The 26,154-nt window shown below is 44.5% G+C and carries 27 protein-coding genes; 22 read left to right on the forward strand and 5 right to left on the reverse strand.

Annotated features, from left to right (window positions below; genetic code table 11):
* Positions 1 to 18 precede the first annotated feature (18 nt).
* Positions 19 to 822 (reverse strand): NAD kinase, encoded by an 804-nt coding sequence (locus M1D94_RS06225; RefSeq protein ID WP_046160737.1) that lies wholly within the window; start codon positions 820 to 822, stop codon positions 19 to 21.
* Positions 823 to 1,007: 185 nt separating this feature from the next.
* Between M1D94_RS06225 and sppA the strand changes: the two genes are divergently transcribed.
* The 15 genes from sppA (at position 1,008) to M1D94_RS06300 (ending at position 13,569) form a co-directional block, all read left to right on the forward strand.
* Positions 1,008 to 2,015: a signal peptide peptidase SppA gene (sppA, locus tag M1D94_RS06230; RefSeq protein ID WP_072173615.1), complete on the forward strand. Its 1,008-nt coding sequence runs from the start codon at positions 1,008 to 1,010 to the stop codon at positions 2,013 to 2,015.
* Positions 2,016 to 2,027: 12 nt separating this feature from the next.
* On the forward strand, positions 2,028 to 2,522 hold the full coding sequence (locus tag M1D94_RS06235; protein WP_072173614.1) for an RDD family protein: 495 nt from the start codon (positions 2,028 to 2,030) through the stop codon (positions 2,520 to 2,522).
* Between the two features lie 74 nt (positions 2,523 to 2,596).
* Entirely contained in the window at positions 2,597 to 3,277 is a 681-nt protein-coding gene (locus M1D94_RS06240; RefSeq protein WP_123372907.1) for a DUF2953 domain-containing protein, read from the forward strand.
* Between the two features lie 13 nt (positions 3,278 to 3,290).
* Entirely contained in the window at positions 3,291 to 3,746 is a 456-nt protein-coding gene (gene ytfJ, locus M1D94_RS06245) for a GerW family sporulation protein (protein ID WP_003223504.1), read from the forward strand.
* A 108-nt stretch (positions 3,747 to 3,854) separates the two neighbouring features.
* Positions 3,855 to 4,358, forward strand: coding sequence for a thiol peroxidase (tpx, locus tag M1D94_RS06250; protein WP_003223506.1), 504 nt, complete (start codon positions 3,855 to 3,857; stop codon positions 4,356 to 4,358).
* A gap of 60 nt (positions 4,359 to 4,418) precedes the next feature.
* On the forward strand, positions 4,419 to 5,408 hold the full coding sequence (locus tag M1D94_RS06255) for a class I SAM-dependent methyltransferase (protein ID WP_042974972.1): 990 nt from the start codon (positions 4,419 to 4,421) through the stop codon (positions 5,406 to 5,408).
* Positions 5,380 to 5,583 carry a hypothetical protein gene (locus M1D94_RS06260; protein WP_123372909.1) on the forward strand — a complete coding sequence of 68 codons (204 nt, stop codon included), beginning with the start codon at positions 5,380 to 5,382 and terminating at the stop codon, positions 5,581 to 5,583. The genes M1D94_RS06255 and M1D94_RS06260 overlap by 29 nt, the downstream gene beginning before the upstream one ends.
* A gap of 172 nt (positions 5,584 to 5,755) precedes the next feature.
* Entirely contained in the window at positions 5,756 to 6,943 is a 1,188-nt protein-coding gene (locus tag M1D94_RS06265) for an acetate kinase (RefSeq protein ID WP_003223511.1), read from the forward strand.
* Positions 6,944 to 7,027: 84 nt separating this feature from the next.
* Positions 7,028 to 7,540 carry a MogA/MoaB family molybdenum cofactor biosynthesis protein gene (locus tag M1D94_RS06270; RefSeq protein WP_456270459.1) on the forward strand — a complete coding sequence of 171 codons (513 nt, stop codon included), beginning with the start codon at positions 7,028 to 7,030 and terminating at the stop codon, positions 7,538 to 7,540.
* Between the two features lie 169 nt (positions 7,541 to 7,709).
* Positions 7,710 to 8,921, forward strand: a complete 1,212-nt coding sequence (locus tag M1D94_RS06275) for an argininosuccinate synthase (protein ID WP_021480305.1) — start codon at positions 7,710 to 7,712, stop codon at positions 8,919 to 8,921.
* The gene (gene argH, locus M1D94_RS06280; protein WP_103803829.1) at positions 8,918 to 10,303 is read left to right on the forward strand and encodes an argininosuccinate lyase; all 1,386 of its coding nucleotides are present in this window, start codon (positions 8,918 to 8,920) and stop codon (positions 10,301 to 10,303) included. The genes M1D94_RS06275 and argH overlap by 4 nt, the downstream gene beginning before the upstream one ends.
* A 61-nt stretch (positions 10,304 to 10,364) precedes the next feature.
* Positions 10,365 to 10,499: a hypothetical protein gene (locus tag M1D94_RS06285; protein ID WP_004399018.1), complete on the forward strand. Its 135-nt coding sequence runs from the start codon at positions 10,365 to 10,367 to the stop codon at positions 10,497 to 10,499.
* Between the two features lie 126 nt (positions 10,500 to 10,625).
* Positions 10,626 to 11,393 carry an SDR family oxidoreductase gene (locus M1D94_RS06290; RefSeq protein ID WP_032726400.1) on the forward strand — a complete coding sequence of 256 codons (768 nt, stop codon included), beginning with the start codon at positions 10,626 to 10,628 and terminating at the stop codon, positions 11,391 to 11,393.
* Between the two features lie 62 nt (positions 11,394 to 11,455).
* Positions 11,456 to 12,139 (forward strand): metal-dependent hydrolase, encoded by a 684-nt coding sequence (locus M1D94_RS06295; RefSeq protein WP_003245964.1) that lies wholly within the window; start codon positions 11,456 to 11,458, stop codon positions 12,137 to 12,139.
* A gap of 110 nt (positions 12,140 to 12,249) precedes the next feature.
* Entirely contained in the window at positions 12,250 to 13,569 is a 1,320-nt protein-coding gene (locus tag M1D94_RS06300) for a CBS domain-containing protein (RefSeq protein WP_004398641.1), read from the forward strand.
* 18 nt (positions 13,570 to 13,587) lie between these two features.
* Here the strand turns inward: M1D94_RS06300 and M1D94_RS06305 are convergent, their stop codons facing one another.
* The gene (locus M1D94_RS06305; RefSeq protein ID WP_021480301.1) at positions 13,588 to 13,890 is read right to left on the reverse strand and encodes a YtpI family protein; all 303 of its coding nucleotides are present in this window, start codon (positions 13,888 to 13,890) and stop codon (positions 13,588 to 13,590) included.
* 130 nt (positions 13,891 to 14,020) lie between these two features.
* Between M1D94_RS06305 and nrnA the strand changes: the two genes are divergently transcribed.
* Positions 14,021 to 14,962, forward strand: coding sequence for a bifunctional oligoribonuclease/PAP phosphatase NrnA (gene nrnA / locus M1D94_RS06310; protein ID WP_004398971.1), 942 nt, complete (start codon positions 14,021 to 14,023; stop codon positions 14,960 to 14,962).
* A gap of 17 nt (positions 14,963 to 14,979) precedes the next feature.
* Here the strand turns inward: nrnA and M1D94_RS06315 are convergent, their stop codons facing one another.
* From M1D94_RS06315 to ytrH, 3 genes are all read right to left on the reverse strand, one after another.
* A complete protein-coding gene (locus M1D94_RS06315) occupies positions 14,980 to 15,171 on the reverse strand; it encodes a hypothetical protein (RefSeq protein WP_003229407.1) in 192 nt (63 codons plus the stop codon).
* A 101-nt stretch (positions 15,172 to 15,272) separates the two neighbouring features.
* A complete protein-coding gene (gene ytrI / locus M1D94_RS06320; protein ID WP_003229408.1) occupies positions 15,273 to 15,776 on the reverse strand; it encodes a sporulation membrane protein YtrI in 504 nt (167 codons plus the stop codon).
* Positions 15,773 to 16,114, reverse strand: coding sequence for a sporulation membrane protein YtrH (gene ytrH / locus M1D94_RS06325; protein WP_003229410.1), 342 nt, complete (start codon positions 16,112 to 16,114; stop codon positions 15,773 to 15,775). The genes ytrI and ytrH overlap by 4 nt, the downstream gene beginning before the upstream one ends.
* A 139-nt stretch (positions 16,115 to 16,253) precedes the next feature.
* Here ytrH and dnaE point away from each other — a divergent pair, with 139 nt between their 5' ends.
* The 6 genes from dnaE (at position 16,254) to pyk (ending at position 26,082) form a co-directional block, all read left to right on the forward strand.
* The gene (gene dnaE, locus M1D94_RS06330) at positions 16,254 to 19,601 is read left to right on the forward strand and encodes a DNA polymerase III subunit alpha (RefSeq protein WP_456270460.1); all 3,348 of its coding nucleotides are present in this window, start codon (positions 16,254 to 16,256) and stop codon (positions 19,599 to 19,601) included.
* Positions 19,602 to 19,737: 136 nt separating this feature from the next.
* Entirely contained in the window at positions 19,738 to 20,970 is a 1,233-nt protein-coding gene (gene maeB, locus M1D94_RS06335; protein WP_424934981.1) for an NADP-dependent malic enzyme, read from the forward strand.
* A 334-nt stretch (positions 20,971 to 21,304) separates the two neighbouring features.
* Complete coding sequence (accD, locus tag M1D94_RS06340) at positions 21,305 to 22,177, forward strand: acetyl-CoA carboxylase, carboxyltransferase subunit beta (RefSeq protein ID WP_017695750.1); 873 nt, start codon at positions 21,305 to 21,307, stop codon at positions 22,175 to 22,177.
* A complete protein-coding gene (accA, locus tag M1D94_RS06345; RefSeq protein WP_003229417.1) occupies positions 22,162 to 23,139 on the forward strand; it encodes an acetyl-CoA carboxylase carboxyl transferase subunit alpha in 978 nt (325 codons plus the stop codon). The genes accD and accA overlap by 16 nt, the downstream gene beginning before the upstream one ends.
* Before the next feature lie 183 nt (positions 23,140 to 23,322).
* A complete protein-coding gene (gene pfkA, locus M1D94_RS06350; RefSeq protein WP_003237788.1) occupies positions 23,323 to 24,282 on the forward strand; it encodes a 6-phosphofructokinase in 960 nt (319 codons plus the stop codon).
* A gap of 42 nt (positions 24,283 to 24,324) precedes the next feature.
* Positions 24,325 to 26,082 (forward strand): pyruvate kinase, encoded by a 1,758-nt coding sequence (pyk, locus tag M1D94_RS06355; RefSeq protein WP_072175316.1) that lies wholly within the window; start codon positions 24,325 to 24,327, stop codon positions 26,080 to 26,082.
* Positions 26,083 to 26,154 lie beyond the last annotated feature (72 nt).

A 26,154-nucleotide genomic window follows, 5' to 3' on the forward strand; every position in this document is an offset into this window, starting at 1 on the left:
AGCCTGTCCTTTTATTTTCTATAAAAAAGTACGCTTCACTTTTTCCCAAAATGAATTGTCCTTTAGTTTGACTGTTTTGATTTTCTTATTAGACAGTTTGATTTCGATCGTTTTCACATTTCTCGTGCTGAGTGCTTCATTGTCCAAGCCGATGATTGGGTGTTCGTTGCCGTCCTGCACCACACGAAGGGTCAGCTTTCGGTCAGAGCTGAGGACAAATGGCGAGCCGAGTGTCCGGTAGGTATTATTGTTAAGGGATGCAAGCTCTGATACCTGCATGCATGGAAGCAATGGATCAACAACCGCTCCTGCAACAGATTTGTTATAGGCGGTGCTGCCTGTAGGCGTTGAGATAATCATCCCGTCACCTCTAAATGTTTCAAAGTGCAGATCGTCAATCAGCACGTCCATCACAAAGGTTTTGATGATGCTTGAGCGGATGGATACCTCGTTTAAGCAGTGAAAAGGACTGGCTTGATCCACTGTCACTTCAATCAGCGGGTATTTTCTCACTTCAATTTGTTCGAACGTCATTGCATCGACCATTTTTTCTCGCTCATCACTATGAAAGTCGCAATATAAATGAGCTTTCCCCTTTTTGGTAATGCCGACGTACAAGCAGTCGTCACGAAAATTCGTCTTTCTGACTGCCTGCAAAAATGTGCCGTCCCCGCCAATGCTAGCGATAATATTGGCGTCTGAGTGCTGGTTCACAACGGTAAATCCATGCTCTTCCGCCAATTGTGTTAACGAGTGGGCTTGTTCGTTCGTTTCCTGATCCTGTTTGTGAAAAAAATAAACATTACGGCGTTGATCGGTCATATCCCATTTCCCCTTTGCTGTCATATTTAAGTTTTTCTGCCATCCAGTATTTGTGATAAAATACCTTTGGCCATAAGTGTACCACGTTTGCCGGCAGCCCGTTAAGCCGGAGCTTTCTCATGAAGTGAAACATTTTTCATATTGAATCGTATAATGAGAGAGTTTGGGAAAAAGGAGGAGAAAAAATGAATGCAAAAAGATGGATTGCATTAGTGATTGCTCTGGGGATTTTCGGCGTGTCTATTATCGTCAGCATCTCTATGAGTTTCTTTGAAAGCGTCAAAGGCGCTCAAACGGATCTCACATCACTGACGGATGAATCGCAGGAAAAGACGCTGGAAAACGGCAGTCTCTCAAGTAAAATTGCCGTATTAGAGGTCAGCGGCACCATTCAGGATAATGGAGACTCAAGCAGTCTGCTTGGTGCAGACGGATATAACCACAGAACGTTCTTAAAAAACCTTGAGCGCGCAAAAGATGACAAGACGGTCAAAGGTATCGTTCTGAAGGTGAATTCTCCGGGTGGCGGAGTGTATGAAAGTGCTGAAATACATAAGAAACTGGAAGAAATCAAGAAAGAAACGAAAAAACCGATTTACGTGTCAATGGGTTCGATGGCAGCATCAGGAGGCTATTACATCTCAACAGCGGCTGATAAGATTTTTGCGACACCGGAAACCCTGACCGGGTCACTCGGCGTCATTATGGAAAGCGTCAATTATTCAAAGCTTGCCGATAAGCTTGGCATTTCTTTTGAAACGATTAAGAGCGGGGCCCATAAGGACATTATGTCTCCTTCCCGTGAGATGACGAAAGAAGAAAAAAACATCATGCAATCGATGGTTGATAATTCGTATGAAGGCTTTGTTGATGTCATTTCAAAAGGGCGCAGCATGCCGAAAGCAGAGGTAAAGAAAATTGCGGACGGCCGCGTGTATGACGGACGGCAGGCGAAAAAACTGAACCTCGTTGATGAGCTTGGTTTTTATGACGATACCATTACGGCCATGAAAAAGGATCACGAGGATTTGAAAAACGCCTCTGTCATTTCTTATGAGGAAAGCTTCGGATTAGGCTCACTGTTTTCCATGGGCGCGAACAAAATGTTTAAAAGTGAAATTGATTTTTTGAATATGAGAGAAATTCTATCGCAATCCGGTTCGCCGAGGATGATGTATCTCTATGCGAAGTAGGAGGGAACAATAATGGACGCGACATATGAAGAGTTTGAGCGCAATGACATCAAAGGCCCGCAAGAAGCGGAGCAGCTGACACATGCCTATGCTGGCTTTTGGGTTCGTTTCTGGGCTTTCCTGCTTGATTGGCTCGTGATATGGGGATTAAACCATTTGCTCGTTTCTCCCCTCTTTACCGTATTGGATCTGCCGAAAACATCCGGCATGTTTACCTTCTCGGCTTACAGTGTGACAACGCTTATTGTGTATCTTGCCTACTTCGCACTCATGACTAAATACTTCAGGCAGACGCTTGGTAAAATGGTGTTCGGCCTCAAAGTGGTTTCTGTGAAGCGAGATAGCAAGCTGACATGGAGTACAGTGATTTTTCGTGAAGTGGTGGGACGGTATATTGATAAGATTTGGATTTTATATATCGTTGTTGCTTTTTCACCTACAAAACAAGGGATTCATGATTACATCGCGGATACCACCGTGGTGCATGAAAAATTATACCGCAAATAACCGATAACCCGGACCTCCGTCCGGGTTTATTTTTTTAGGAATTGGCGATAATGCTCCTAGAGGAAGTGAAGAATATGGTGTATGTACTGATAGCCATTCTTATTCTCATAGGGATCGTACTGCTTCTCAGAATGAAAATCCATGTCGCGCTGGAGTATCTTCATGCCGATGATAATGACAAATTGACCTTGAAGATTACGGCGCTGTTTGGCCTTATAAGGATCAAAAAAACAATCCCGGCGATTAAGGTGAACAAAGAAGACGGAACAGTGGATATCAAACAAAAAACTGAATCCAAAATGAAAAAAAGCAGCGGAAAGAAAAAAATTACACAAAACGATGTGCAGCAAAGCATTAATAAAATCGAGATGCTTTTGCATCAGGTCACCAGACTGCGGAAAATCAGCGCGTCTTTTCTCGCGCATTTACATATCACAAAACTAGAATGGGTTACAGTAATCGGAATTCAGGACGCGGCAGTGACAGGTGTGTTAACAGGTGCTGTATGGGGCGTGAAGGGCGGTATCGCAGCAATGCTTTACGACCACCTGGACTTTGTGAATAAACCTGTCTATGAGGTGATCCCGTCGTTTCAAGTCCCTGTTTCCAAGACCCATTTTCAGTGTATATTCTTTTTTCGCTTTGGACATGCTATGCTTGCAGCTTTCAAATTCGTCAAATACGGACGGGAGCTATCCGTATTAAAGAAGAATCCGTCGGCTAGAATGACTTCAAAGAATGATTCATCAGTTTAAGGAGGAAGCGTATATGGCAGACCATCCCATCCAAGGGTTAATGAAAACCGCAATGGAAAACTTGAAGGAAATGATTGATGTTAACACCATCATCGGAGATCCAGTAGAAACGCCTGATGGAAGTGTGATTTTAACTGTTTCTAAAGTTGGATTCGGATTCGCCGCAGGCGGAAGCGAGTTTGGCGGAAAGCCGGCCGAAAAGAAATCGGAAGACGATGAGACAAGAGAACAGAAACTTCCTTTCGGAGGCGGAAGCGGGGGCGGTGTGTCCATTACGCCGATCGCGTTTTTAATTGTCGGATCGACAGGCATCAGAATGCTTCATTTAGATGAAAATACCCATTTAATAGAGAAAATTTTAGACGCAGCCCCTCAAACACTCGAGCGCATCCAGCAAATGTTCAAGAAAAATAACAAAAACCAAGGCCAGGGCCAAAATCAAAACCAAATGAACAATATGAATTATTAAAAAAGGTTAACTGCGCTGGCCGCAGTTAACTTTTTTTTGGCATAAACTTTGCAGTTTGCAGGAAACTTTACTATGATAGAGACATACATACAAAAGGGAGGAATTATAATGGCTGAAATTACATTCAAAGGCGGTCCGGTTACACTTGTCGGACAAGAAGTGAAGGTAGGAGATCAAGCTCCTGATTTCACAGTGCTGACTAACAGCCTTGAAGAAAAATCGTTAGCTGACATGAAAGGAAAGGTAACGATTATTTCTGTTATCCCTTCAATTGATACAGGTGTTTGTGATGCACAAACACGCCGTTTTAACGAAGAAGCTGCAAAGCTTGGAGATGTCAACGTCTACACAATCAGTGCAGACCTTCCATTTGCGCAAGCGCGCTGGTGCGGCGCTAACGGAATTGACAAAGTGGAAACACTGTCTGACCACAGAGATATGTCATTTGGCGAAGCGTTCGGTGTGTATATTAAAGAACTTCGTCTGCTTGCGCGTTCCGTATTTGTCCTTGATGAGAACGGAAAAGTCGTTTACGCTGAATATGTAAGCGAAGCAACAAACCACCCGAACTATGAAAAGCCAATTGAGGCTGCTAAGGCATTAGTGAAGTAAGCAGGGAAAAAAGCTCCAGGCTGCCGCCGGAGCTTTTTTCATGGCAAGGAGGAACACAATATGCAAAAAGACCATGTAGGTGCGGTGTATGAGCTGTTAAACGAAGCCGCGATTATGATAAAGAATGAATTGCAGATTTCATATATAGAGGCGCTGGCCGAAGCAGGAGAAATGTATTTTCTTGAAAAAACGGATCAGCTGAAACTGCCTGCTGATCAGAAAACCAAACATCTTCAGGCTCTGCTTGAAAAAGCGGAATTCGGCACGTATGAGCATGAGTGGGTACGCAAGGCTTTTCAGCTTGCCGTCCTTAAAGGAATGAAAGATATCTCCCATCCAAACAGACAGATGACGCCGGATACGATCGGGCTTTTCATCAGCTATTTGGTGAATAAGTTTATGGCGGACAAAAAGGAACTGACCATTCTTGATCCAGCCTTGGGAACTGGGAACCTTCTGTTTACCGTGCTGAACCAGCTGTCTGAAAAAACGGCAAACAGCTTTGGCATTGAAATTGATGATGTGCTCTTGAAGATCGCCTATGCCCAAGCGAACCTTCTGAAAAAAGAGCTTGAGCTTTTCCACCAAGACAGCCTTGAGCCGTTGTTTATCGATCCAGTTGACACGGTCATTTGTGATCTGCCAGTCGGCTATTATCCGAATGACGAAGGAGCAGAAGCGTTTGAGCTCAAAGCTGACGAAGGCCATTCCTTCGCTCATCATCTGTTTATTGAACAGAGCGTCAAGCATACCAAACCGGGCGGCTACTTATTTTTTATGATTCCGAATCATTTGTTTGAGAGCTCCCAAAGCGGCAAGCTGAAACAGTTTTTCAAAGATAAGGTTCATATCAACGCACTGTTGCAGCTGCCAAAATCTATTTTTAAAGACGAAGCTCATGCCAAAAGCATCCTTGTGCTTCAGAAACAAGGAGAGAATACGAAAGCGCCGGGGCAAATTCTGCTTGCGAATCTTCCGTCTTTCTCCAATCAAAAGGCGATGCTTGATATGATGGCTCAATTTGATGAATGGTTTAAAAAAGAAAAGTAAGTGTTTTAAAAGCAGCTTAGGCAGCCGTATGAGGTCGATGCCTAAGCTGCTTTTATTTATGCTTTTGAAGACCGGACTTGACGAATTGAATCCAGCTTTGAAACACAAAATACAGAGGGAAAAACCGCAAATTGTAAGCGTTCATCAATACAAAACCTATAGGGAATGTGTCTGAAAATAACGACTTCTTATTGTAAGCGTTATCAATACGCAAGTTGACTTGAAAAGCCGACATGACAATGTTTAAATGGAAAAGTCAGATATTTTTCGGAGAAGATGTTGATATTCACCGGGAAAAAAGTACGAAAAACGAAGTTGTTGATACAGAGTATAAAGGAGCGTCAATCATGTCCAAAATTATTGCAATTAACGCAGGAAGCTCGTCTTTGAAATTTCAGCTTTTCGAAATGCCTTCAGAAACCGTTTTAACGAAGGGTTTAGTTGAACGAATCGGTATCGCCGACAGCGTATTCACAATTTCTGTGAACGGCGAAAAAAATACAGAAGTAACTGATATTCCGGATCATGCGGTAGCTGTTAAAATGCTGCTGAATAAGTTAACGGAATTCGGCATTATTAAAGACTTGAATGAAATTGACGGAATTGGCCATCGTGTCGTTCACGGCGGAGAAAAATTCAGCGATTCTGTTTTATTAACGGATGAAACCATTAAGGAAATCGAAGATATTTCTGAATTGGCACCGCTTCACAATCCGGCAAATATCGTTGGAATTAAAGCGTTCAAAGAAGTGCTTCCAAATGTTCCTGCGGTAGCTGTATTTGATACGGCATTCCACCAAACAATGCCTGAGCAGTCTTACCTGTACAGCTTGCCGTATGAATACTATGAAAAATTCGGCATCCGTAAATACGGCTTCCACGGCACTTCACATAAATATGTAACTGAGCGTGCGGCAGAGCTTCTCGGCCGTCCGTTAAAAGACTTGCGCCTGATTTCCTGCCACCTTGGAAACGGAGCAAGTATTGCGGCTGTTGAAGGCGGAAAATCAATTGACACATCCATGGGCTTTACGCCGCTTGCCGGTGTAGCAATGGGTACACGTTCTGGAAACATAGACCCTGCCCTGATTCCATACATCATGGAGAAAACAGGCCAAACGGCTGACGAAGTATTGAATACATTAAACAAAAAAAGCGGACTGCTCGGCATTTCCGGTTTCTCAAGCGATCTTCGTGACATCGTCGAAGCAACGAAAGAAGGAAATGAGCGCGCGGAAACGGCTCTTGAAGTATTCGCAAGCAGAATCCACAAATACATCGGTTCTTACGCTGCAAGAATGAGCGGTGTAGATGCGATCATCTTTACTGCCGGTATCGGTGAAAACAGTGTGGAAGTCAGAGAACGCGTTCTTCGCGGTTTAGAATTCATGGGCGTATACTGGGATCCTGCGCTTAATAACGTGCGCGGCGAGGAAGCTTTCATCAGCTATCCGCATTCTCCAGTAAAAGTCATGATCATTCCGACTGATGAAGAAGTCATGATTGCGCGCGACGTTGTTCGTTTAGCAAAATAAATCGCATGAAAGCACATTCTCTTGAATGTGCTTTTTTGTTGATGCATGATAGTGACAGACAGAAAACATAAAAGAGGTGGGCCTATGAGCGTTCAAGAGCATAAACAAGAAGCTCCCGATATCGTTCGGTGCAAAGTGATTACTGTCAGTGACACGAGGAAAGAGGAAACCGATAAAAGCGGCAAGCTGATGATCTCATTTTTAGAAGAAGCCGGTCATCATATTTCTGCATATGAAATTGTAAAAGACGAAAAGGATGCTTTGCAGCGGTCAGTGCTTGCGGGCTGCATGGATGAACAGACAGACGCGGTACTCTTAAACGGAGGGACAGGCATAGCAGATCGGGATGTCACAATTGAAGCCATAACGCCGCTGTTTTCGAAAGAACTGCCCGGCTTTGGAGAAATATTCAGGATGCTGAGTTATACAGAGGATATCGGCTCTGCCGCAATCATGTCGAGAGCAACTGCCGGCGTCATTCAGCATACCGCTGTTTTCTCAACGCCAGGCTCAAGCGGCGCAGTAAAGCTGGCAATGAATAAGCTGATTATTCCCGAACTTGCACATGTGGTCAGAGAAATCAGAAAAGACAAGTAAATGAATAAATACTATGAAACTTCACCTGAAATTTAGGTGAAGTTTTTTTTATAAAAGGCTTGAAAAAACGAAACGTACTTGTTAAAGTGTATACATACAAAATGTATTTTTATTAAATATAATTTATTTTTATACAAAATAGAAACACGGTTGAGAGGGGATTTTTATCATGTCAGAACAGAAAAAAGTCGTATTAGCATACTCAGGAGGTCTTGATACTTCCGTCGCAATAAAATGGCTTCAGGAGCAAGGATATAATGTAATCGCCTGCTGCCTGGATGTCGGTGAGGGCAAAGATTTGGCATTTGTTCAACAGAAAGCGCTTGAAGTCGGCGCGACAAACTCCTACGTGATCGATGCAAAAGAAGAATTTGCACAGGACTACGCGCTTATCTCTTTGCAGGCCCACACGATGTATGAAGGAAAATACCCGCTTGTTTCGGCATTATCTCGACCGCTGATCGCGAAAAAACTGGTTGAAATAGCGGAAAAAGAAGATGCACAGGCGATTGCCCACGGATGCACAGGGAAAGGAAATGACCAGGTTCGTTTCGAAGTCTCCATTAAATCATTAAACCCTGACCTTGAAGTCATCGCGCCGGTTCGCGAATGGCAGTGGTCACGTGAAGAAGAAATTGAATATGCGGCTAGCCGCGGCATTCCGATTCCGATCAATCTTGACAGCCCGTATTCTATCGACCAAAACCTCTGGGGACGTGCCAATGAGTGCGGCATTTTAGAAGATCCATGGGCGGCGCCGCCAGAAGGTGCATACGATTTAACAGCTCCGCTGGAAAAAACGCCGGACACGCCGGAAGTGATTGAAATTGCATTTGAACAAGGCGTGCCTGTCTCCATTGACGGTGTTTCCTACTCGCTTTCTGAACTGATCTTGAAGCTGAATGAAATGGCGGGCGCGCACGGTGTCGGACGTATCGACCACGTGGAAAACCGCCTCGTTGGCATTAAATCCCGGGAAGTATACGAATGCCCTGGTGCGATGACACTGATCAAAGCGCATAAAGAATTAGAAGATTTGACTCTGGTGAAAGAGGTAGCCCACTTTAAACCGATCATCGAGCAAAAAATGTCAGAAATCATTTACAACGGCTTATGGTTCTCACCGTTAAAAGAAGCGCTGCACGCTTTCTTAAAAGAAACGCAAAAGCATGTCACAGGCATTGTCCGCGTGAAGCTGTTTAAAGGCCATGCAATTGTAGAAGGGCGTAAATCGGAATACTCTCTATATGATGAAAAACTTGCAACATATACAAAAGACGATGCATTTGATCACCATGCAGCAATCGGATTTATCGAGCTTTGGGGACTTCCGACAAAAGTGAACAGCATCGTGAAAAAGAAGGAGCAGATTAAAGCATGAAGAAGCTTTGGGGAGGCCGATTTCAAAAAACACCGGAAAAATGGGTCGACGAGTTCGGCGCGTCCATATCATTTGACCAACATTTAGTTGCTGAAGACATTACAGGGTCTCTCGCACATGCTGCCATGCTGAAAAAATGCGGTATTCTGACAGCAGAAGAAGAGCTGAAAATCCGAGAGGGCCTGAATACCCTTTTGCAAAAAGCAGAGGAGGGAGCATTGGAATTCTCAGTCGATTATGAGGATATTCATTTGAACATTGAGAAAATGCTCATTGACGAAATCGGTCCTCTTGGCGGCAAGCTGCATACCGGCAGAAGTCGGAATGACCAGGTGGCGACTGACATGCATTTATACTTGAAGAATCATGTCGGCCACATCATCGAGCTGATTGAGGCATTCCAAAGTGCGCTGATTGAAAAGGCGGAAGCGAACATCGAAACAATTCTCCCTGGCTACACACATCTGCAGCGCGCCCAGCCGATTTCATTCGCTCACCATCTGCTTGCGTATTTCTGGATGCTGGAGCGCGACAAGGAGCGTTTTCAGGATTCAATGAAGCGGATTAACAAATCTCCGCTCGGCTGCGGGGCGCTCGCGGGAACAACCTTCCCAATCGACCGTGATTATTCAGCGGAACTGCTCGGCTTTGATGCCATTTATGAAAACAGCTTGGACGGCGTCAGCGACAGAGACTTCATTTTGGAGTTTTTAAGCAACAGCAGTATGCTGATGATGCACCTATCCCGTTTCTCTGAAGAAATCATTTTATGGTGCTCGCAGGAGTTTAAATTCATCGAGCTTGACGATACGTACGCAACAGGAAGCAGCATGATGCCGCAAAAGAAAAATCCTGATATGGCGGAGCTGATCCGCGGCAAAACAGGACGCGTATACGGCGATATGATGGGGCTGTTTACGATCATGAAAGGACTTCCGCTCGCTTACAACAAAGATCTGCAGGAAGACAAAGAGGGCATGTTTGACACGGTGAAAACGGTGGAGGGCAGCCTGCAAATCTTCACAGGCATGATCCAAACAATGACTGTAAACAAAGACGTCATGAAGCAAGCGACAAAACAAGACTTTTCAAATGCGACGGAACTGGCGGATTATTTAGCTAAAAAGGGAATGCCGTTCAGAGAAGCGCATGAAGTGGTCGGGAAACTTGTGTACACATGCATCGAAAGAGGGATCTATTTAAGCGATATGCCGTTTGGCGAGTTTCAGCAGGCGAGCACACTATTCGAAGAAGATATTTACACTGTGTTGGACCCTTACTACGCAGTTGAAAAAAGAATGAGCGCCGGGGGCACCGGATTCAAACAGGTAAAGCAGGCGCTTGAAAAAGCGAAAGCTTGCGTGGCAGCTGGAGTTAGTTAAAATTTCCTTCATAAAATCCCGTCATTATAGCCAACCTACCTCTATAATGATGGGAGGCAGAATGATGAAAAAAGAACCGGAACGCTATATTTATGATGAACAAGAAAGCCAGGAGACAACAAGGCTCATTTCAGAAGCGTATCAAAGCGGTTATGTCGATATGCCTGATCAGGAGTCTTCATCTCCTGCAGAATAAGCTGTCTGTACAGGCAGCTTTTTTTGTATGCCAAAGTGTAAAAAGTGATATTGCAAGCCTTTTATAGTAAAGTAGAAGAAGAAACACTTTATTGAAAGCGGCGACGTTGCTTTGGGAGGTATTCATGTGCGACATGCTTTAATTACTGCCGGTTCGAAGGGTTTAGGCCGCAAAGTGACTGAAACGTTGCTTGCAAAGGGGTATTCAGTAACAGTCAATTACAGACAGGATGAGGAGGCAGTCAGCCGCCTGAAGGAAGCCTGTCCCGATTGTCTTGACCGGCTGCAATTTGTAAAAGGTGATGTCACCAAAAAAGAAGATCTGCTGCGTATTGCAGAGGCTGCCTTAAACCGCTTCGGAAGGATCGACTTTTTGATTAACAACGCGGGACCATACATATTTGAACGTAAAAAGTTAGCCGATTATACTGATGATGAATGGTATGGCATGCTGGAAGGAAATTTAAGCGCCGTCTTTCATTTATTCAAAGCGGTTATTCCTGTTATGAGAAAACAGCAATTTGGACGCATCATTACGTACGGATTCCAAGGTGCGGCTCACGCGCCCGGCTGGCTTCACCGATCGGCATTTGGCGCTGCGAAAGTGGGCTTGGCTTCTTTGACGAAGACAATTGCCATTGAAGAAGCCGAATTCGGCATAACCGCCAACATGGTTTGCCCGGGAGACATTGTCGGCGACATGAAAGAAGCATCGATAGAGGAAGCCAGAATGCGAATCGGCAAAGAAAAAACGCCGATAGGAAGATCCGGTACAGGCGAGGATATCGCCCGGATTATCGCTTTCTTGTGTGAGGAGAACTCAGACCTTGTGACAGGGACTGTCATTGAAGCCACCGGAGGCCTCAATGTCATTAACAAGAATCAAACAACATAAGTTTTTCAGCTTTTTAAAAAGGGAAAATAAAAAAATCAAAATCATGTGACGAGGTGAAAGAAATGAAAGTGACATATCACGGACATTCTGTAATCACAGTGGAAACGAAGGACCATCATATTATTTTTGATCCGTTTTTAACAGGGAATTCATTAACGGATATAAAGCCGGAGGATGTAAAAGCGGATGTCATCTTATTAACGCACGGCCACAATGACCATGTCGGTGATACTGAACAAATCGCCAAGCAAAATAACGCGTTGGTTATAGCCCCGAACGAGCTCGCTGTGTACTTAGGCTGGAAAGGCTTGAATGTTCATCCAATGCATATTGGCGGCTCCCGCCAGTTCGATTTTGGAAAAGTGAAGCTTACACAGGCCTTTCATGGATCAGCCATCACAGATGAAGAAAACAAAACGATCACTTACACAGGCATGCCTGCCGGTATTTTGCTGACTGTAGAAGATAAAACGATTTTCCACGCGGGCGATACGGCTCTTTTCTCTGATATGAAACTCATTGGCGAATTGAATCATATCGACCTTGCTTTCCTGCCGATTGGCGATAACTTTACGATGGGGCCTGAAGACGCCAAGCTTGCCGCTGAATGGCTGCGCGCAAAACAGGTCGTGCCGGTGCATTACAATACATTCCCGGTCATCGAACAAGACCCAGAAGCATTCGCTGACAGCCTGCCGGGCGGAGTCGGCAAAGTCATGTCGGTCGGTGAGACGATCGAGCTTTAAACCGTGAAACCATCTCTAGGAGATGGTTTTTTATTTTCCAGCCTCATTGCGTATAAATCCTTTGAAACCTTATAATAAAAACAAGAAGACTGTCCTTAGAGGTGAAAGGCTTGGCAACGAAGCATGAACAAATTTTAACGTATATCGATTCACTGCCTGTCGGTGAAAAAATTTCTGTCCGAAGAATTGCAAAGGAAATGAAAGTAAGCGAAGGAACCGCGTACAGAGCGATCAAGGAAGCAGAGAATAAAGGGTTTGTCAGCACGATTGAACGTGTGGGCACAATCAGAATTGAACAAAAGAAAAAAGAGAACATTGAAAAGCTTACCTATGCAGAGGTTGTAAATGTTATAGACGGACAAGTGCTCGGAGGCAGGGCAGGGCTCCATAAGACATTGAATAAATTCGTCATCGGCGCGATGGAGCTTGACGCGATGATGCGTTACACCGCAGCGGGGAATCTTTTGATTGTCGGAAACAGAATCAATGCACACAGGCAGGCGCTTGAAGCGGGCGCGGCCGTATTGGTGACCGGGGGCTTTAACACGGATGACAGCATTGTGCAGCTGGCAGATGAGCTTGAACTGCCGATTTTATCCACGAGCTATGACACCTTTACAGTTGCCGCGATGATTAACCGGGCAATTTATGACCAGCTGATCAAAAAAGAAATTGTTTTGGTGGAGGACATCCTAACACCCGCTGACCGCACGGTATATCTTTCGCCAAAGGATAAACTTGAAAAATGGTATGAGAAAAATTTTGAAACCGGCCACGGCCGATTCCCAGTTGTCGACGATCAAATGAAAATCCACGGCATTCTGACATCAAAAGATATTGCCGGCCATGACCGAAATGCATCTATAGAAAAAGTTATGACCAAAAATCCCGTCACGGTTATTGGGAAAACATCTGTCGCTTCAGCTGCGCAAATGATGGTATGGGAAGGGATCGAAGTGCTTCCCGTCACTGACGGCCACCAAAAACTCATCGGCATGATCAGCCGCCAAGACGTATTGAAAGCTCTTCAAATGATTCAAAAGCAGCCGCAGGTCGGGGAGAAGCTTGATGATATCGTTTCAAGGGGGTTTAAAGATGAGGGTGATGATAAAGAAGATCAAACGGTTTACGAGTATGAAGTCACGCCGCAAATGACAAATCAGCTTGGAACCATTTCTTATGGTGTATTTACGACCATTTTGACGCAAGCGGCAAACCGATTTTTGCGCTCGAAAAAACGCGGCGAACTCGTCATAGAGAGCATCACCATCTTCTTTTTGAAGCCTGTGCAGATGGAATCAGTCATCGAAGTCAAACCTCGCATCTTGGAGGCTGGCAGAAAGTTCGGGAAAATGGAAGTGGAAGTGCACAGCCAAGGTCATATCGTGTCTAAAGCGATGCTGATGGTTCAGCTGATGGAAAGAAGCTAAGGGACGTTCAGGCGCCCCTTACGCGTGATCTCTTTCAGCTTCTTTGGCGTGAAGGGGATTGTAATGCCTAAAGGCTTTATAACCTGCCCAAGCGCTTCCTGCTCCTATGACGATAAAGATACCGCCGATTACTAACGTTAATACTGAATGGAATAATATCATTTGGTTAAGCCCGTAGAACAGGACTAGTGACCCTAAGGCCATGCTTGATTTTGCTGAACATATTTCTTTTGCCAAAGATGGCTTTGCCCGTACGCCTTTTACTTTATAGAACACATAAAAGCAGGCTGAAAGCCCAATCAAAAAAACAAGAACCAGCATAAATGAAATCCTCCATCGTAAAAGTTTACAAACCCATTTTATACAAAAACGGGCTTGGTTTTGACGTTATTTTTCTTTTCCGTCGGCAGAGAATGTGATTTAATGAATAAAAACAATAAAGGAGTATCAAATGAAAACAGAATTGATCAGAACCATATCATTATATGACACGATTATCTTACATAGACATGTGCGTCCTGATCCGGATGCCTACGGATCACAGTGCGGGCTTACGGAAATCCTGCGTGAAACATATCCTGAAAAAAATATTTTTGCGGTCGGCACGCCTGAACCGTCCCTCTCTTTCTTATATTCCCTCGATGAGGTGGACAATGAAACATATGAAGGCGCACTTGTCATTGTCTGCGATACGGCAAATCAGGAAAGAATCGACGATCAGCGTTATCCTTCAGGCGCCAAACTAATGAAAATCGACCACCATCCGAACGAAGATCCATACGGTGACCTTCTCTGGGTCGATACAAGCGCCAGCTCAGTAAGTGAAATGATTTACGAGCTGTATTTAGAAGGAAAAGAGCACGGCTGGAAGCTGAATACGAAAGCGGCAGAGCTGATCTACGCCGGCATTGTTGGAGATACCGGACGCTTTTTATTTCCGAATACCACGGAAAAAACATTAAAATATGCAGGCGAGCTCATTCAGTATCCATTCTCTTCCTCAGAGTTATTTAATCAATTGTATGAAACAAAACTGAATGTGGTGAAGCTTAACGGCTTTATCTTTCAAAATGTGTCTTTGTCCGAAAACGGGGCTGCTTCTGTTTTCATCAAAAAGGATACGCTTGAAAAATTCGGCACAACGGCTTCTGAAGCGTCGCAGCTTGTCGGGACGCTTGGCAATATCTCAGGTATTCGCGCCTGGGTGTTTTTCGTAGAAGAAGACGATCAAATCAGAGTCAGATTCCGTTCGAAGGGGCCTGTCATTAACGGACTTGCCCGGAAATATAACGGCGGAGGGCATCCGTTAGCTTCAGGCGCCTCTATTTACAGCTGGGATGAAGCTGATCGGATTTTAGCTGATCTGGAAACATTATGTAAAGAACACGAGTAGAGGGGAGACCCTCTCTCTTAGTGTTCATCTGTGACGGGGATGAACCAGCAGCCGAAATCAGTAAGGTCCTCGTAGACTTGGAGATTGTGTGATTGAAGTTCTTTTTTGATGAGGGAAGCGAGTGAGTTTGTTTCGGCATATGCAGAAAAACCTTGTCTGAGACGGGCTGCTTGATCTTTTGCTAACTGACGGTCACTGTAAACCTCCATTTCCCTTCCTCCTTCCTTTCGCCATTAAGCCTCACATATAGTTTATAAAAAAGAATGGGAAAAAGCGACAGAAGTTTGGAGAATTTGAAAAAAATCCATAATTATGTGGCGAAAGATATTTCAAGTTCCACTGTCAGCCTCGTATAAATAATCAATTCTCTGACGGTTGCCTCGTATTTTTTTTCATTGATCATATAGACTTTATTTTCAATTGTCCGCTTCAAGAGATCCTTTGTTTGATAGACGCTCTCTATGTCTTTTGTAATCACCTCTGAAATATCATCCTTTACATGCTCCTCGAATTTCGTTTTATCCGGCTGTGATATTTTATATTTATCCCCATTCAGCAATTTGACGCTGACGCTTTGAATCAGCAGTTTTCTTTTATTATCTTCATTCAGTTTATGGAGATCTTCCTGATAGATCGAAATTTGATTGTTCAAGTCTTTTACATGCTCTTTTTGCTTTTCGATGAGGCTGACCTGCTCCTCTTGGAATGTTCCGTAAGTAAACAGGAAAAAGAACCAGCTAATTACGGCTCCGCACATCATTCCCGCGAAAAAACGCTGCCATCCCGGTTTTTTGTAATGCTGGGGGACCCTCATGAAGAAAGATGCTCCTGGGTCAGCCATGATATAATAAGCCAGCCGCTTTGCGCGCCTCCCATGGCCGAAATAATTAAAAGAAGCTGTTTAAAGATATCTCTCGTATTGCCTTCGAGTATGCCGCGTTCAAAGCTGTATACCGCATCAAAGGTGCCTCCGATAGCTGCGACAAGCGCCCATATTTTTAACCGGTTGGCAAGCTTTGTAATGGCTGTAAGCGGGGGTTCGCCTGCCAAGTATGCTCCGAGCCCTCCAATGAGTGCGCCCCCGATCAGCACCCCTAACGCAATGAAGTAGCTATTGATAAAATTCACCATAAATCCTGCTTCCTGATCCATCTTTATCACCTCACCTTTTATATCATATTGAGCTTTCAGGACAAGTATGATGATGAGTCAAAAAAGAACATTTGTTTCTTTTGGAAACCGGCCTTATAATGAGGGAAGAAATGAATCGTAATGAGAAAGAGGTGATAGCATGTCTTTTGTTCACCTGCAAGTGCATAGCGGGTATAGCCTGCTAAACAGCGCCGCGGCTGTGGAAGAACTCGTCAGTGAAGCTGACAGGCTCGGATATGCGTCTTTGGCGCTGACAGATGATCATGTCATGTACGGAGCTATTCAATTTTATAAAGCTTGCAAGGCGAGAGGGATCAACCCAATAATCGGTTTGACGGCTTCTGTTTTTACAGATGACAGCGAGCTTGAAGCATACCCGCTCGTCCTGCTGGCAAAATCAAATACAGGCTATCAAAACCTGCTGAAAATCAGCAGCGTTCTGCAATCTAAATCAAAAGGCGGACTGAAGCCGAAATGGCTTCACAGTTATCGAGAAGGGATTATCGCAATAACGCCCGGCGAAAAAGGATATATTGAAACGCTTCTTGAAGGAGGGCTGTTCGAACAGGCTGCTCAAGCCTCGCTGGAATTTCAGTCTATATTCGGAAAGGGAGCTTTTTATTTCTCCTATCAGCCTTTTAAAGGGAATCAAGTCTTGTCTGCGCAGATTCTAAAGCTATCAGAAGAAACGGGTATCCCTGTTACGGCCACAGGCGATGTGCATTACATAAGGAAGGAAGATAAGGCTGCCTACCGTTGTCTGAAAGCGATTAAAGCGGGGGAAAAACTGACGGATGCACCCGCTGAAGATTTGCCTGATCTCGATTTGAAACCACTCGAAGAAATGCAAAATATTTATCGAGAGCTTCCCGAGGCACTGCAAGCTTCTGTAGAGATCGCGGAACAATGCCGGGTTGACGTCAGTCTCGGGCAGACCCGTCTACCGTCTTTTCCGACCCCAGACGGAACGTCCGCTGATGATTATTTAACGGATATCTGTATGGAGGGACTCCGCAGCCGTTTCGGCAAGCCTGATGAACGATACCTTCGCCGTCTTCAATATGAGCTTGATGTCATCAAGCGGATGAAGTTCAGCGATTACTTTCTGATCGTGTGGGATTTTATGAAGCACGCCCATGAAAAAGGGATTGTTACAGGACCGGGAAGGGGTTCTGCGGCAGGTTCTCTTGTGGCATATGTGCTGTATATCACAGATGTTGACCCGATTAAGCATCACCTTCTGTTTGAAAGATTTTTAAATCCCGAGCGCGTCAGCATGCCGGATATTGATATTGACTTTCCCGATACTAGAAGGGATGAAGTCATTCAATATGTTCAGCAGAAATACGGTGCAATGCACGTCGCACAGATTATCACCTTTGGAACACTTGCGGCAAAGGCGGCGCTCCGGGACGTCGGCAGAGTATTCGGCGTCAGCCCGAAGGAGGCAGATCAGCTTGCAAAACTCATTCCTTCAAGACCGGGCATGACGCTGGATGAAGCGAGACAGCAGTCACCGCAGCTGGATAAGCGGCTTCGGGAGTCAAGCCTGCTTCAGCAAGTCTATTCAATTGCCCGGAAAATAGAAGGGCTGCCAAGGCATGCATCAACCCACGCAGCGGGCGTTGTCCTGAGTGAAGAACCGTTAACAGATGTTGTTCCGCTTCAAGAAGGGCATGAAGGGATCTATTTAACGCAATACGCGATGGACCATCTTGAAGACTTGGGCCTTTTAAAAATGGATTTCTTAGGCTTGAGGAACCTGACACTTATTGAATCCATCACTTCAATGATTGAAAAAGAAGAAAATATTAAAATAGATCTTTCAAGTATTTCCTACAGCGATGACAAAACGTTCTCCTTGCTGTCAAAAGGGGATACGACAGGCATTTTCCAGCTTGAATCTGCAGGGATGAGAAGCGTCTTGAAACGGCTGAAACCTTCGGGCCTAGAAGATATTGTGGCAGTCAATGCACTGTACCGGCCGGGTCCGATGGAAAATATTCCGTTATTTATCGACCGTAAACACGGCCGGGAGCCTGTTCACTATCCTCATGAAGATTTAAGGAGCATTTTGGAAGATACATATGGCGTCATTGTGTATCAGGAACAAATTATGATGATTGCTTCCCGTATGGCGGGGTTTTCTTTAGGCGAAGCGGACCTATTGAGAAGGGCGGTCAGCAAAAAGAAAAAAGAAATCCTGGACAGAGAGCGAAGCCATTTTGTTGAAGGGTGCTTAAAAAAGGAGTATTCTGTAGACACTGCAAATGAGGTCTACGATTTAATCGTCAAATTCGCAAACTATGGCTTTAACCGAAGCCATGCGGTGGCATACAGCATGATCGGGTGCCAGCTTGCGTATTTGAAAGCTCATTATCCGTTATATTTTATGTGCGGATTGCTGACAAGCGTCATTGGCAATGAGGATAAAATCTCTCAATATCTTTACGAAGCAAAGGGGAGCGGGATTCGTATCCTTCCTCCGTCAGTGAATAAAAGCAGTTTTCCGTTTACAGTTGAAAACGGATCTGTCAGATACAGCCTCCGCGCAATAAAAAGTGTAGGCGTCTCAGCAGTCAAAGATATATATAAAGCAAGAAAAGAGAAACCATTTGAAGATCTTTTCGATTTCTGCTTTCGCGTGCCGTCAAAAAGCGTAAATCGCAAAGTGCTTGAAGCACTTATCTTTTCTGGTGCGATGGACGAATTCGGCCAAAACCGGGCCACGCTGCTCGCATCCATTGATGTTGCTTTGGAACATGCTGAGCTATTCGCCGCGGACGATGACCAAATGGGATTGTTTTTAGATGAATCGTTTTCAATTAAGCCGAAGTATGTGGAGACGGAGGAGCTTCCTCTGGTGGATTTACTTGCGTTTGAAAAGGAAACGCTTGGCATTTATTTTTCAAATCATCCTCTCTCCGCCTTCCGAAAACAGCTCACTGCGCAAGGAGCAGTCTCCATTCTGCAGGCTCAGCGGGCAGTCAAAAGGCAGCTTTCACTAGGCGTTCTGCTGTCGAAGATCAAAACGATTCGGACGAAAACAGGTCAAAACATGGCGTTTTTAACGCTCAGTGATGAAACCGGCGAGATGGAAGCTGTAGTCTTCCCTGAACAATTCAGACAGCTTTCTCCCGTTTTAAGAGAAGGCGTTCTTTTGTTCACTGCGGGGAAATGTGAAGTTAGACAAGATAAGATCCAATTCATCATGTCCCGGGCAGAATTATTAGAAAATATGGATGCAGAAAAAGCGCCATCGGTTTATATAAAAATAGAAAGCAGTCAGCACAGCCAGGAGATCCTGGCAAAGATTAAGCGCATTTTGCTGGAGCATAAAGGGGAAACAGGCGTTTATCTCTATTATGAAAGGCAAAAACAGACGATTAAGCTACCTGAGTCGTTCCATATCAATGCAGATCACCAGGTGTTATATCGCTTAAAAGAGCTGTTGGGTCAAAAAAACGTCGTTTTAAAACAGTGGTAACGATTCGCTTTTTGTTATACAATTGGAGCAATTATGTGATCCTGTTTAAATATTCAGATAGATTTACTCCGCAGAATGCAGCAATCAACGCAGCAGTATACGAATCAAAAAATATCCATAAGGAGTGTTTAGGAGAATGTCATTAAGAGAAGAAGCATTACACCTGCATAAAGTCAACCAGGGGAAACTGGAGTCTAAATCAAAAGTAGAGGTCAGAAATGCGAAAGATCTAAGCCTCGCGTATTCTCCGGGTGTTGCAGAACCGTGTAAGGATATTCATGAAGACATTAACAAAGTATATGATTACACAATGAAGGGGAACATGGTAGCAGTTGTAACTGACGGTACAGCTGTACTTGGCCTTGGAAACATCGGCCCTGAAGCGGCGCTTCCTGTTATGGAAGGGAAAGCAGTTCTTTTCAAAAGCTTTGCGGGCGTAGATGCGTTCCCGATTGCTTTAAACACAAACGATGTTGATAAAATCGTTGAAACTGTAAAATTGCTGGAACCGACATTTGGCGGCGTCAACCTTGAAGATATTGCAGCGCCAAACTGCTTTATCATTGAAGAGCGCCTCAAAAAAGAAACAAACATCCCGGTTTTCCATGATGATCAGCACGGTACTGCCATTGTAACCGTAGCAGGTCTTGTGAACGCGCTGAAACTGTCTGGAAAATCCATGTCATCCATTAAAGTTGTCGCAAACGGCGCGGGTGCGGCTGGCATTGCGATTATCAAGCTTCTTCATCATTATGGCGTTCGCGACATTGTGATGTGCGATTCCAAAGGGGCCATTTATGAAGGGCGCCCGAACGGCATGAACGATGTCAAAAATGAAGTGGCGAAGTTCACGAACCAAGACCGCAAAGACGGTTCTCTGAAAGATGTCATCGTTGATGCTGACGTATTTATCGGTGTCTCTGTAGCAGGCGCGTTAACAAAAGAGATGGTTCAAAGCATGGCAAAAGATCCGATTATCTTTGCAATGGCAAATCCAAATCCGGAAATCATGCCGGAAGGTGCGCGTGAAGCCGGAGCAAGCGTTATCGGAACTGGCCGTTCTGACTTCCCGAACCAAGTAAACAATGTTCTTGCATTCCCTGGTATTTTCCGCGGAGCGCTTGATGTGCGTGCCACTCATATTAACGAGGAAATGAAAATCGCAGCGGTTGAAGCCATTGCTTCACTGGTTTCAGAAGATGAGCTTAGCGCAGATTATGTCATCCCTGCACCGTTTGATAAACGTGTTGCGCCTGCTGTTGCGAAGGCTGTGGCAAAAGCTGCGATGGAAACAGGTGTTGCAAGAATCACTGTTGACCCTGAGGAAGTCGCAGAAAAAACAAGAAAACTTACGATTATTGGTGAATAATTTTAATTCATTCCAAAAATGGCAGCGCGTTGGCGGAGACCGGCGCGCTGTTCTCAAGTTAAACTGACGGCTGAAATTTTTTTAGGGGGTTAGCCTTAAAAAAATTTCAGCCGGGTTTAACATTATTTTTGAATGCGCTGTCAACCTTGTCGTTTCAACACCTTATCTGATTTCATACAAGCCTTTCCGAGCACGTCATCGAATAAAAAGTTGTCGAATTGAGGATGACAGCGTTTGACAAAAAAAGTACAATAGTTTCGGTAAAGTTATTAGCAAGTCTATCTGTTTGATGACATGCGGTGAAGAGAACCCTTCACAAAAGGGAGGTAATCATTTGTTAAAGGATATATTCACGAAAAAGAAAAAGTATGCTTCCGTACCATCCGAACAAGCGAAGCACGATGTTCCGGAAGGCATTATGACAAAATGTCCTAAGTGTAAAAAAATCATGCTCACTAAAGAGTTGGATAAAAATATGCGGGTATGCATGAACTGCGATTATCATTTCCCAATGAACGCAAAACAGCGTATCGAAAGCTTGATGGATGAACAATCCTTTGAGGAATTCAATCAGGGAATGCTCTCGGAAAATCCGCTTGGTTTCCCGGGATATCTGGAAAAGCTTGAAAAAGATCGCGAGAAAACATCCTTAAACGAGGCTGTTGTGACAGGCAAAGGCACCATCGGCGGACACCCGGCTGTTGTCGCCGTCATGGATTCTTCATTCAGAATGGGCAGCATGGGTTCAGTCGTCGGTGAAAAAATCACGCTTGCGATTGAAAAAGCAAAAGCTGATAAAGTTCCGTTTATTATTTTTACGGCTTCAGGCGGCGCTAGAATGCAGGAAGGCGTATTAAGTTTGATGCAGATGGCTAAGACAAGCTCTGCGTTAAAACTGTTCAGTGAAGAACAGGGTCTTATTATTTCAGTAATGACGCATCCGACTACCGGGGGCGTATCAGCAAGCTTTGCATCCCTTGGCGATTACAATTTCGCTGAGCCTGGCGCGCTGATCGGTTTTGCCGGAAGACGGATTATTGAACAGACAATAGGAGAAAAACTGCCTGAGGACTTCCAAACGGCTGAATTTTTATTAAAACATGGACAGCTTGATGCGGTTATTCATCGCGACGATATGAAAAAAACGTTAGAAAATCTGCTGGATATGCATCAAACAGGAGGTGACATTGAGTGGCTCCAAGATTAGAATTTGAAAAACCGGTGATTGAACTGCAAACCAAAATTGCCGAACTAAAAAAATTCACCCAAGATTCCGATATGGATCTAAGTGCGGAAATCGAACGGCTCGAAGACCGTCTCGCTAAGCTTCAGGATGATATTTATAAAAATTTGAAGCCATGGGACCGGGTTCAAATCGCGCGTCTGGCGGACCGTCCGACAACTCTTGATTATATCGAACACCTGTTTACCGACTTTTTTGAATGTCACGGAGACAGAGCGTACGGGGACGATGAAGCCATTGTCGGCGGGATTGCGAAGTTCCACGGCCTCCCTGTAACGGTAATCGGGCATCAGCGCGGCAAAGACACGAAGGAAAACCTAGTCCGCAATTTTGGGATGCCGCATCCAGAAGGCTACAGAAAAGCGCTTCGTCTGATGAAACAGGCTGACAAATTTAACAGACCAATTATCTGTTTTATTGATACGAAGGGGGCATACCCTGGACGAGCAGCTGAAGAAAGAGGACAAAGTGAAGCTATTGCCAAAAACCTGTTTGAGATGGCCGGCCTTCGAGTGCCTGTTATCTGCATCGTCATCGGTGAAGGCGGAAGCGGCGGAGCCCTTGGTCTGGGTGTAGGCAATCACTTGCATATGCTGGAAAACTCTACTTATTCTGTTATTTCTCCGGAAGGTGCCGCGGCACTTTTATGGAAGGACTCCAGTCTTGCTAAAAAAGCAGCAGAAACAATGAAAATCACTGCGCCGGATTTAAAAGAATTAGGTATTATAGATCATATGATTAAAGAAGTAAAAGGCGGAGCGCACCATGATGTGAAGCTGCAGGCAAGCTATATGGACGAAACCCTTAAACAATCGTTAAAAACTTTGCTGAAGCTGAGCGAAGAAGAATTAGTTCAGCAGCGCTATGAAAAATATAAAGCAATTGGCAAAGTCTCGGTTGAAGATCAATATATCGGGGTAAACTAAATAAACGTGAAGCCTTTGGCTCACGTTTATTTTTTGTGACATTCCTTAAATTTTATTTAAAAACAATTTATTTAATTGTATAATAGGTAAGGTTTCATAGGGAGGATGGAGATCCCTTTTCATTGTTTTTAGGGCAATGATCATGTTATGTTTAATCATATATGTTGCTGAGGTGAATGGAGAATGAAACGTATAGGGGTATTAACGAGCGGCGGGGATTCCCCGGGAATGAACGCAGCAGTTCGCGCAGTAGTCAGAAAAGCGATCTATCATGATGTTGAAGTTTACGGTATTTACAACGGATACGCGGGATTGATCAGCGGAAAGATTGAAAAGCTTGAACTCGGATCAGTAGGCGATATTATACATCGTGGAGGAACTAAGCTTTATACGGCAAGATGTCCTGAATTCAAAACAGTTGAAGGCCGTGAAAAAGGGATAGAAAACTTGAAGAAGCTTGGTATTGAAGGCCTTGTTGTTATCGGCGGAGACGGTTCATATATGGGTGCGAAAAAATTAACGGAACACGGGTTTCCATGTGTAGGTGTACCGGGTACAATTGATAATGACATTCCGGGCACTGATTTTACAATCGGTTTCGATACAGCTTTAAATACAGTAATTGACGCAATTGATAAGATTCGCGATACAGCGACTTCTCATGAACGTACATATGTAATCGAAGTAATGGGCCGTCATGCCGGCGATATCGCATTGTGGGCCGGTCTTGCAGGGGGCGCGGAATCGATCTTAATCCCTGAGGCAGACTATGACATGCACGAAATCATTGCCCGCTTAAAACGCGGCCACGAACGCGGCAAGAAGCACAGTATTATTATTGTTGCCGAAGGTGTAGGCAGCGGTGTTGAATTCGGGAAACGCATTGAAGAAGAAACAAATCTTGAAACTAGGGTATCTGTATTGGGCCATATCCAGCGCGGAGGTTCTCCGAGTGCTGCTGACCGTGTGTTAGCAAGCCGTCTCGGCGCATATGCAGTTGAACTGCTGCTTGAAGGAAAAGGCGGACGCTGTGTAGGTATACAAAACAATAAGCTTGTAGACCATGATATTATAGAAATACTTGAGACAAAACACACAGTTGAGCAAAACATGTATCAGCTTTCAAAAGAACTGTCTATCTAATGTACAGCTGAAGGCTGAAGATTTCAGAAGGAAGTGAACCAAATGAGAAAAACTAAAATTGTTTGTACCATCGGTCCGGCAAGTGAAAGTATTGAAATGCTTACGAAATTAATGGAGTCAGGAATGAACGTGGCTCGATTAAACTTTTCTCACGGAGATTTTGAGGAACACGGTGCAAGAATTAAAAATATCCGCGAAGCAAGTAAAAAACTTGGCAAGAACGTTGGAATTCTGCTTGATACAAAAGGTCCTGAAATCCGCACACATACAATGGAAAACGGCGGTATTGAGCTTGAAACAGGCAAAGAGCTCATTATTTCAATGGACGAGGTTGTAGGAACAACAGATAAAATTTCAGTGACATATGAAGGTTTAGTCCATGACGTTGAACAAGGTTCAACGATTCTGTTAGATGACGGCCTTATCGGTCTTGAGGTACTTGATGTAGATGCCGCTAAACGCGAAATCAAAACAAAAGTATTAAACAACGGAACACTCAAAAATAAAAAAGGTGTTAACGTACCGGGCGTAAGTGTCAATCTTCCGGGTATTACTGAAAAGGATGCGCGAGACATCGTTTTCGGTATTGAGCAAGGAGTAGACTTCATCGCACCATCTTTCATTCGACGTTCTACGGATGTGCTCGAAATCCGTGAGCTTCTTGAAGAGCACAACGCTCAGGATATTCAAATCATCCCTAAAATCGAAAACCAAGAGGGCGTTGACAACATCGATGCGATTCTCGAAGTGTCTGACGGCTTAATGGTTGCACGCGGAGACTTAGGTGTGGAAATTCCAGCTGAAGAAGTGCCGCTTGTGCAAAAAGAACTGATCAAAAAATGCAACGCGCTGGGCAAACCTGTTATTACAGCAACACAAATGCTTGACAGCATGCAGCGCAACCCGCGTCCGACTCGTGCGGAAGCAAGTGACGTTGCAAACGCGATCTTCGACGGAACAGATGCGATCATGCTTTCTGGTGAAACTGCTGCCGGAAGTTATCCGGTTGAAGCAGTTCAAACAATGCATAACATCGCGTCCCGTTCTGAAGAAGCTTTAAATTATAAAGAAATTCTCTCAAAACGCAGAGATCAAGTGGGCATGACAATTACAGACGCAATTGGACAATCTGTCGCACATACGGCGATTAACCTGAATGCTGCTGCGATCGTAACGCCGACAGAAAGCGGCCATACAGCACGTATGATTGCAAAATACCGTCCGCAGGCTCCGATTGTTGCGGTTACTGTAAATGACTCTATTTCCAGAAAGCTTGCCCTCGTATCTGGTGTATTCGCGGAAAGCGGCCAAAATGCGAGCTCAACAGATGAGATGCTTGAGGATGCTGTCCAAAAATCATTGAACAGCGGAATTGTAAAACACGGCGATCTTATCGTTATTACAGCAGGCACTGTCGGTGAGTCCGGCACTACGAACTTAATGAAGGTTCATACTGTCGGCGATATCGTCGCTAAAGGCCAAGGCATTGGACGCAAATCAGCTTACGGTCCGGTTGTCGTTGCACAAAATGCAAAAGAAGCTGAGCAAAAAATGACTGACGGTGCGGTACTTGTTACCAAAAGCACTGACCGTGATATGATTACATCCCTTGAAAAAGCGTCTGCTCTTATTACAGAAGAAGGCGGTTTGACTAGCCATGCTGCGGTAGTCGGATTAAGCCTTGGCATCCCGGTTATCGTGGGTCTGGAAAATGCGACATCTATTTTGACAGATGGCCAGGATATTACAGTTGACGCTTCCAGAGGCGCAGTCTATCAAGGCCGTGCGAGCGTTCTTTAATTACAGGTGAAAATGGAAGGGGAATCCCTTCCTTTTCTCTTTATCATGCCTTTTGTTGAACAGAACGTGTTA

The organism is Bacillus sp. JZ109 (assembly GCF_053903135.1).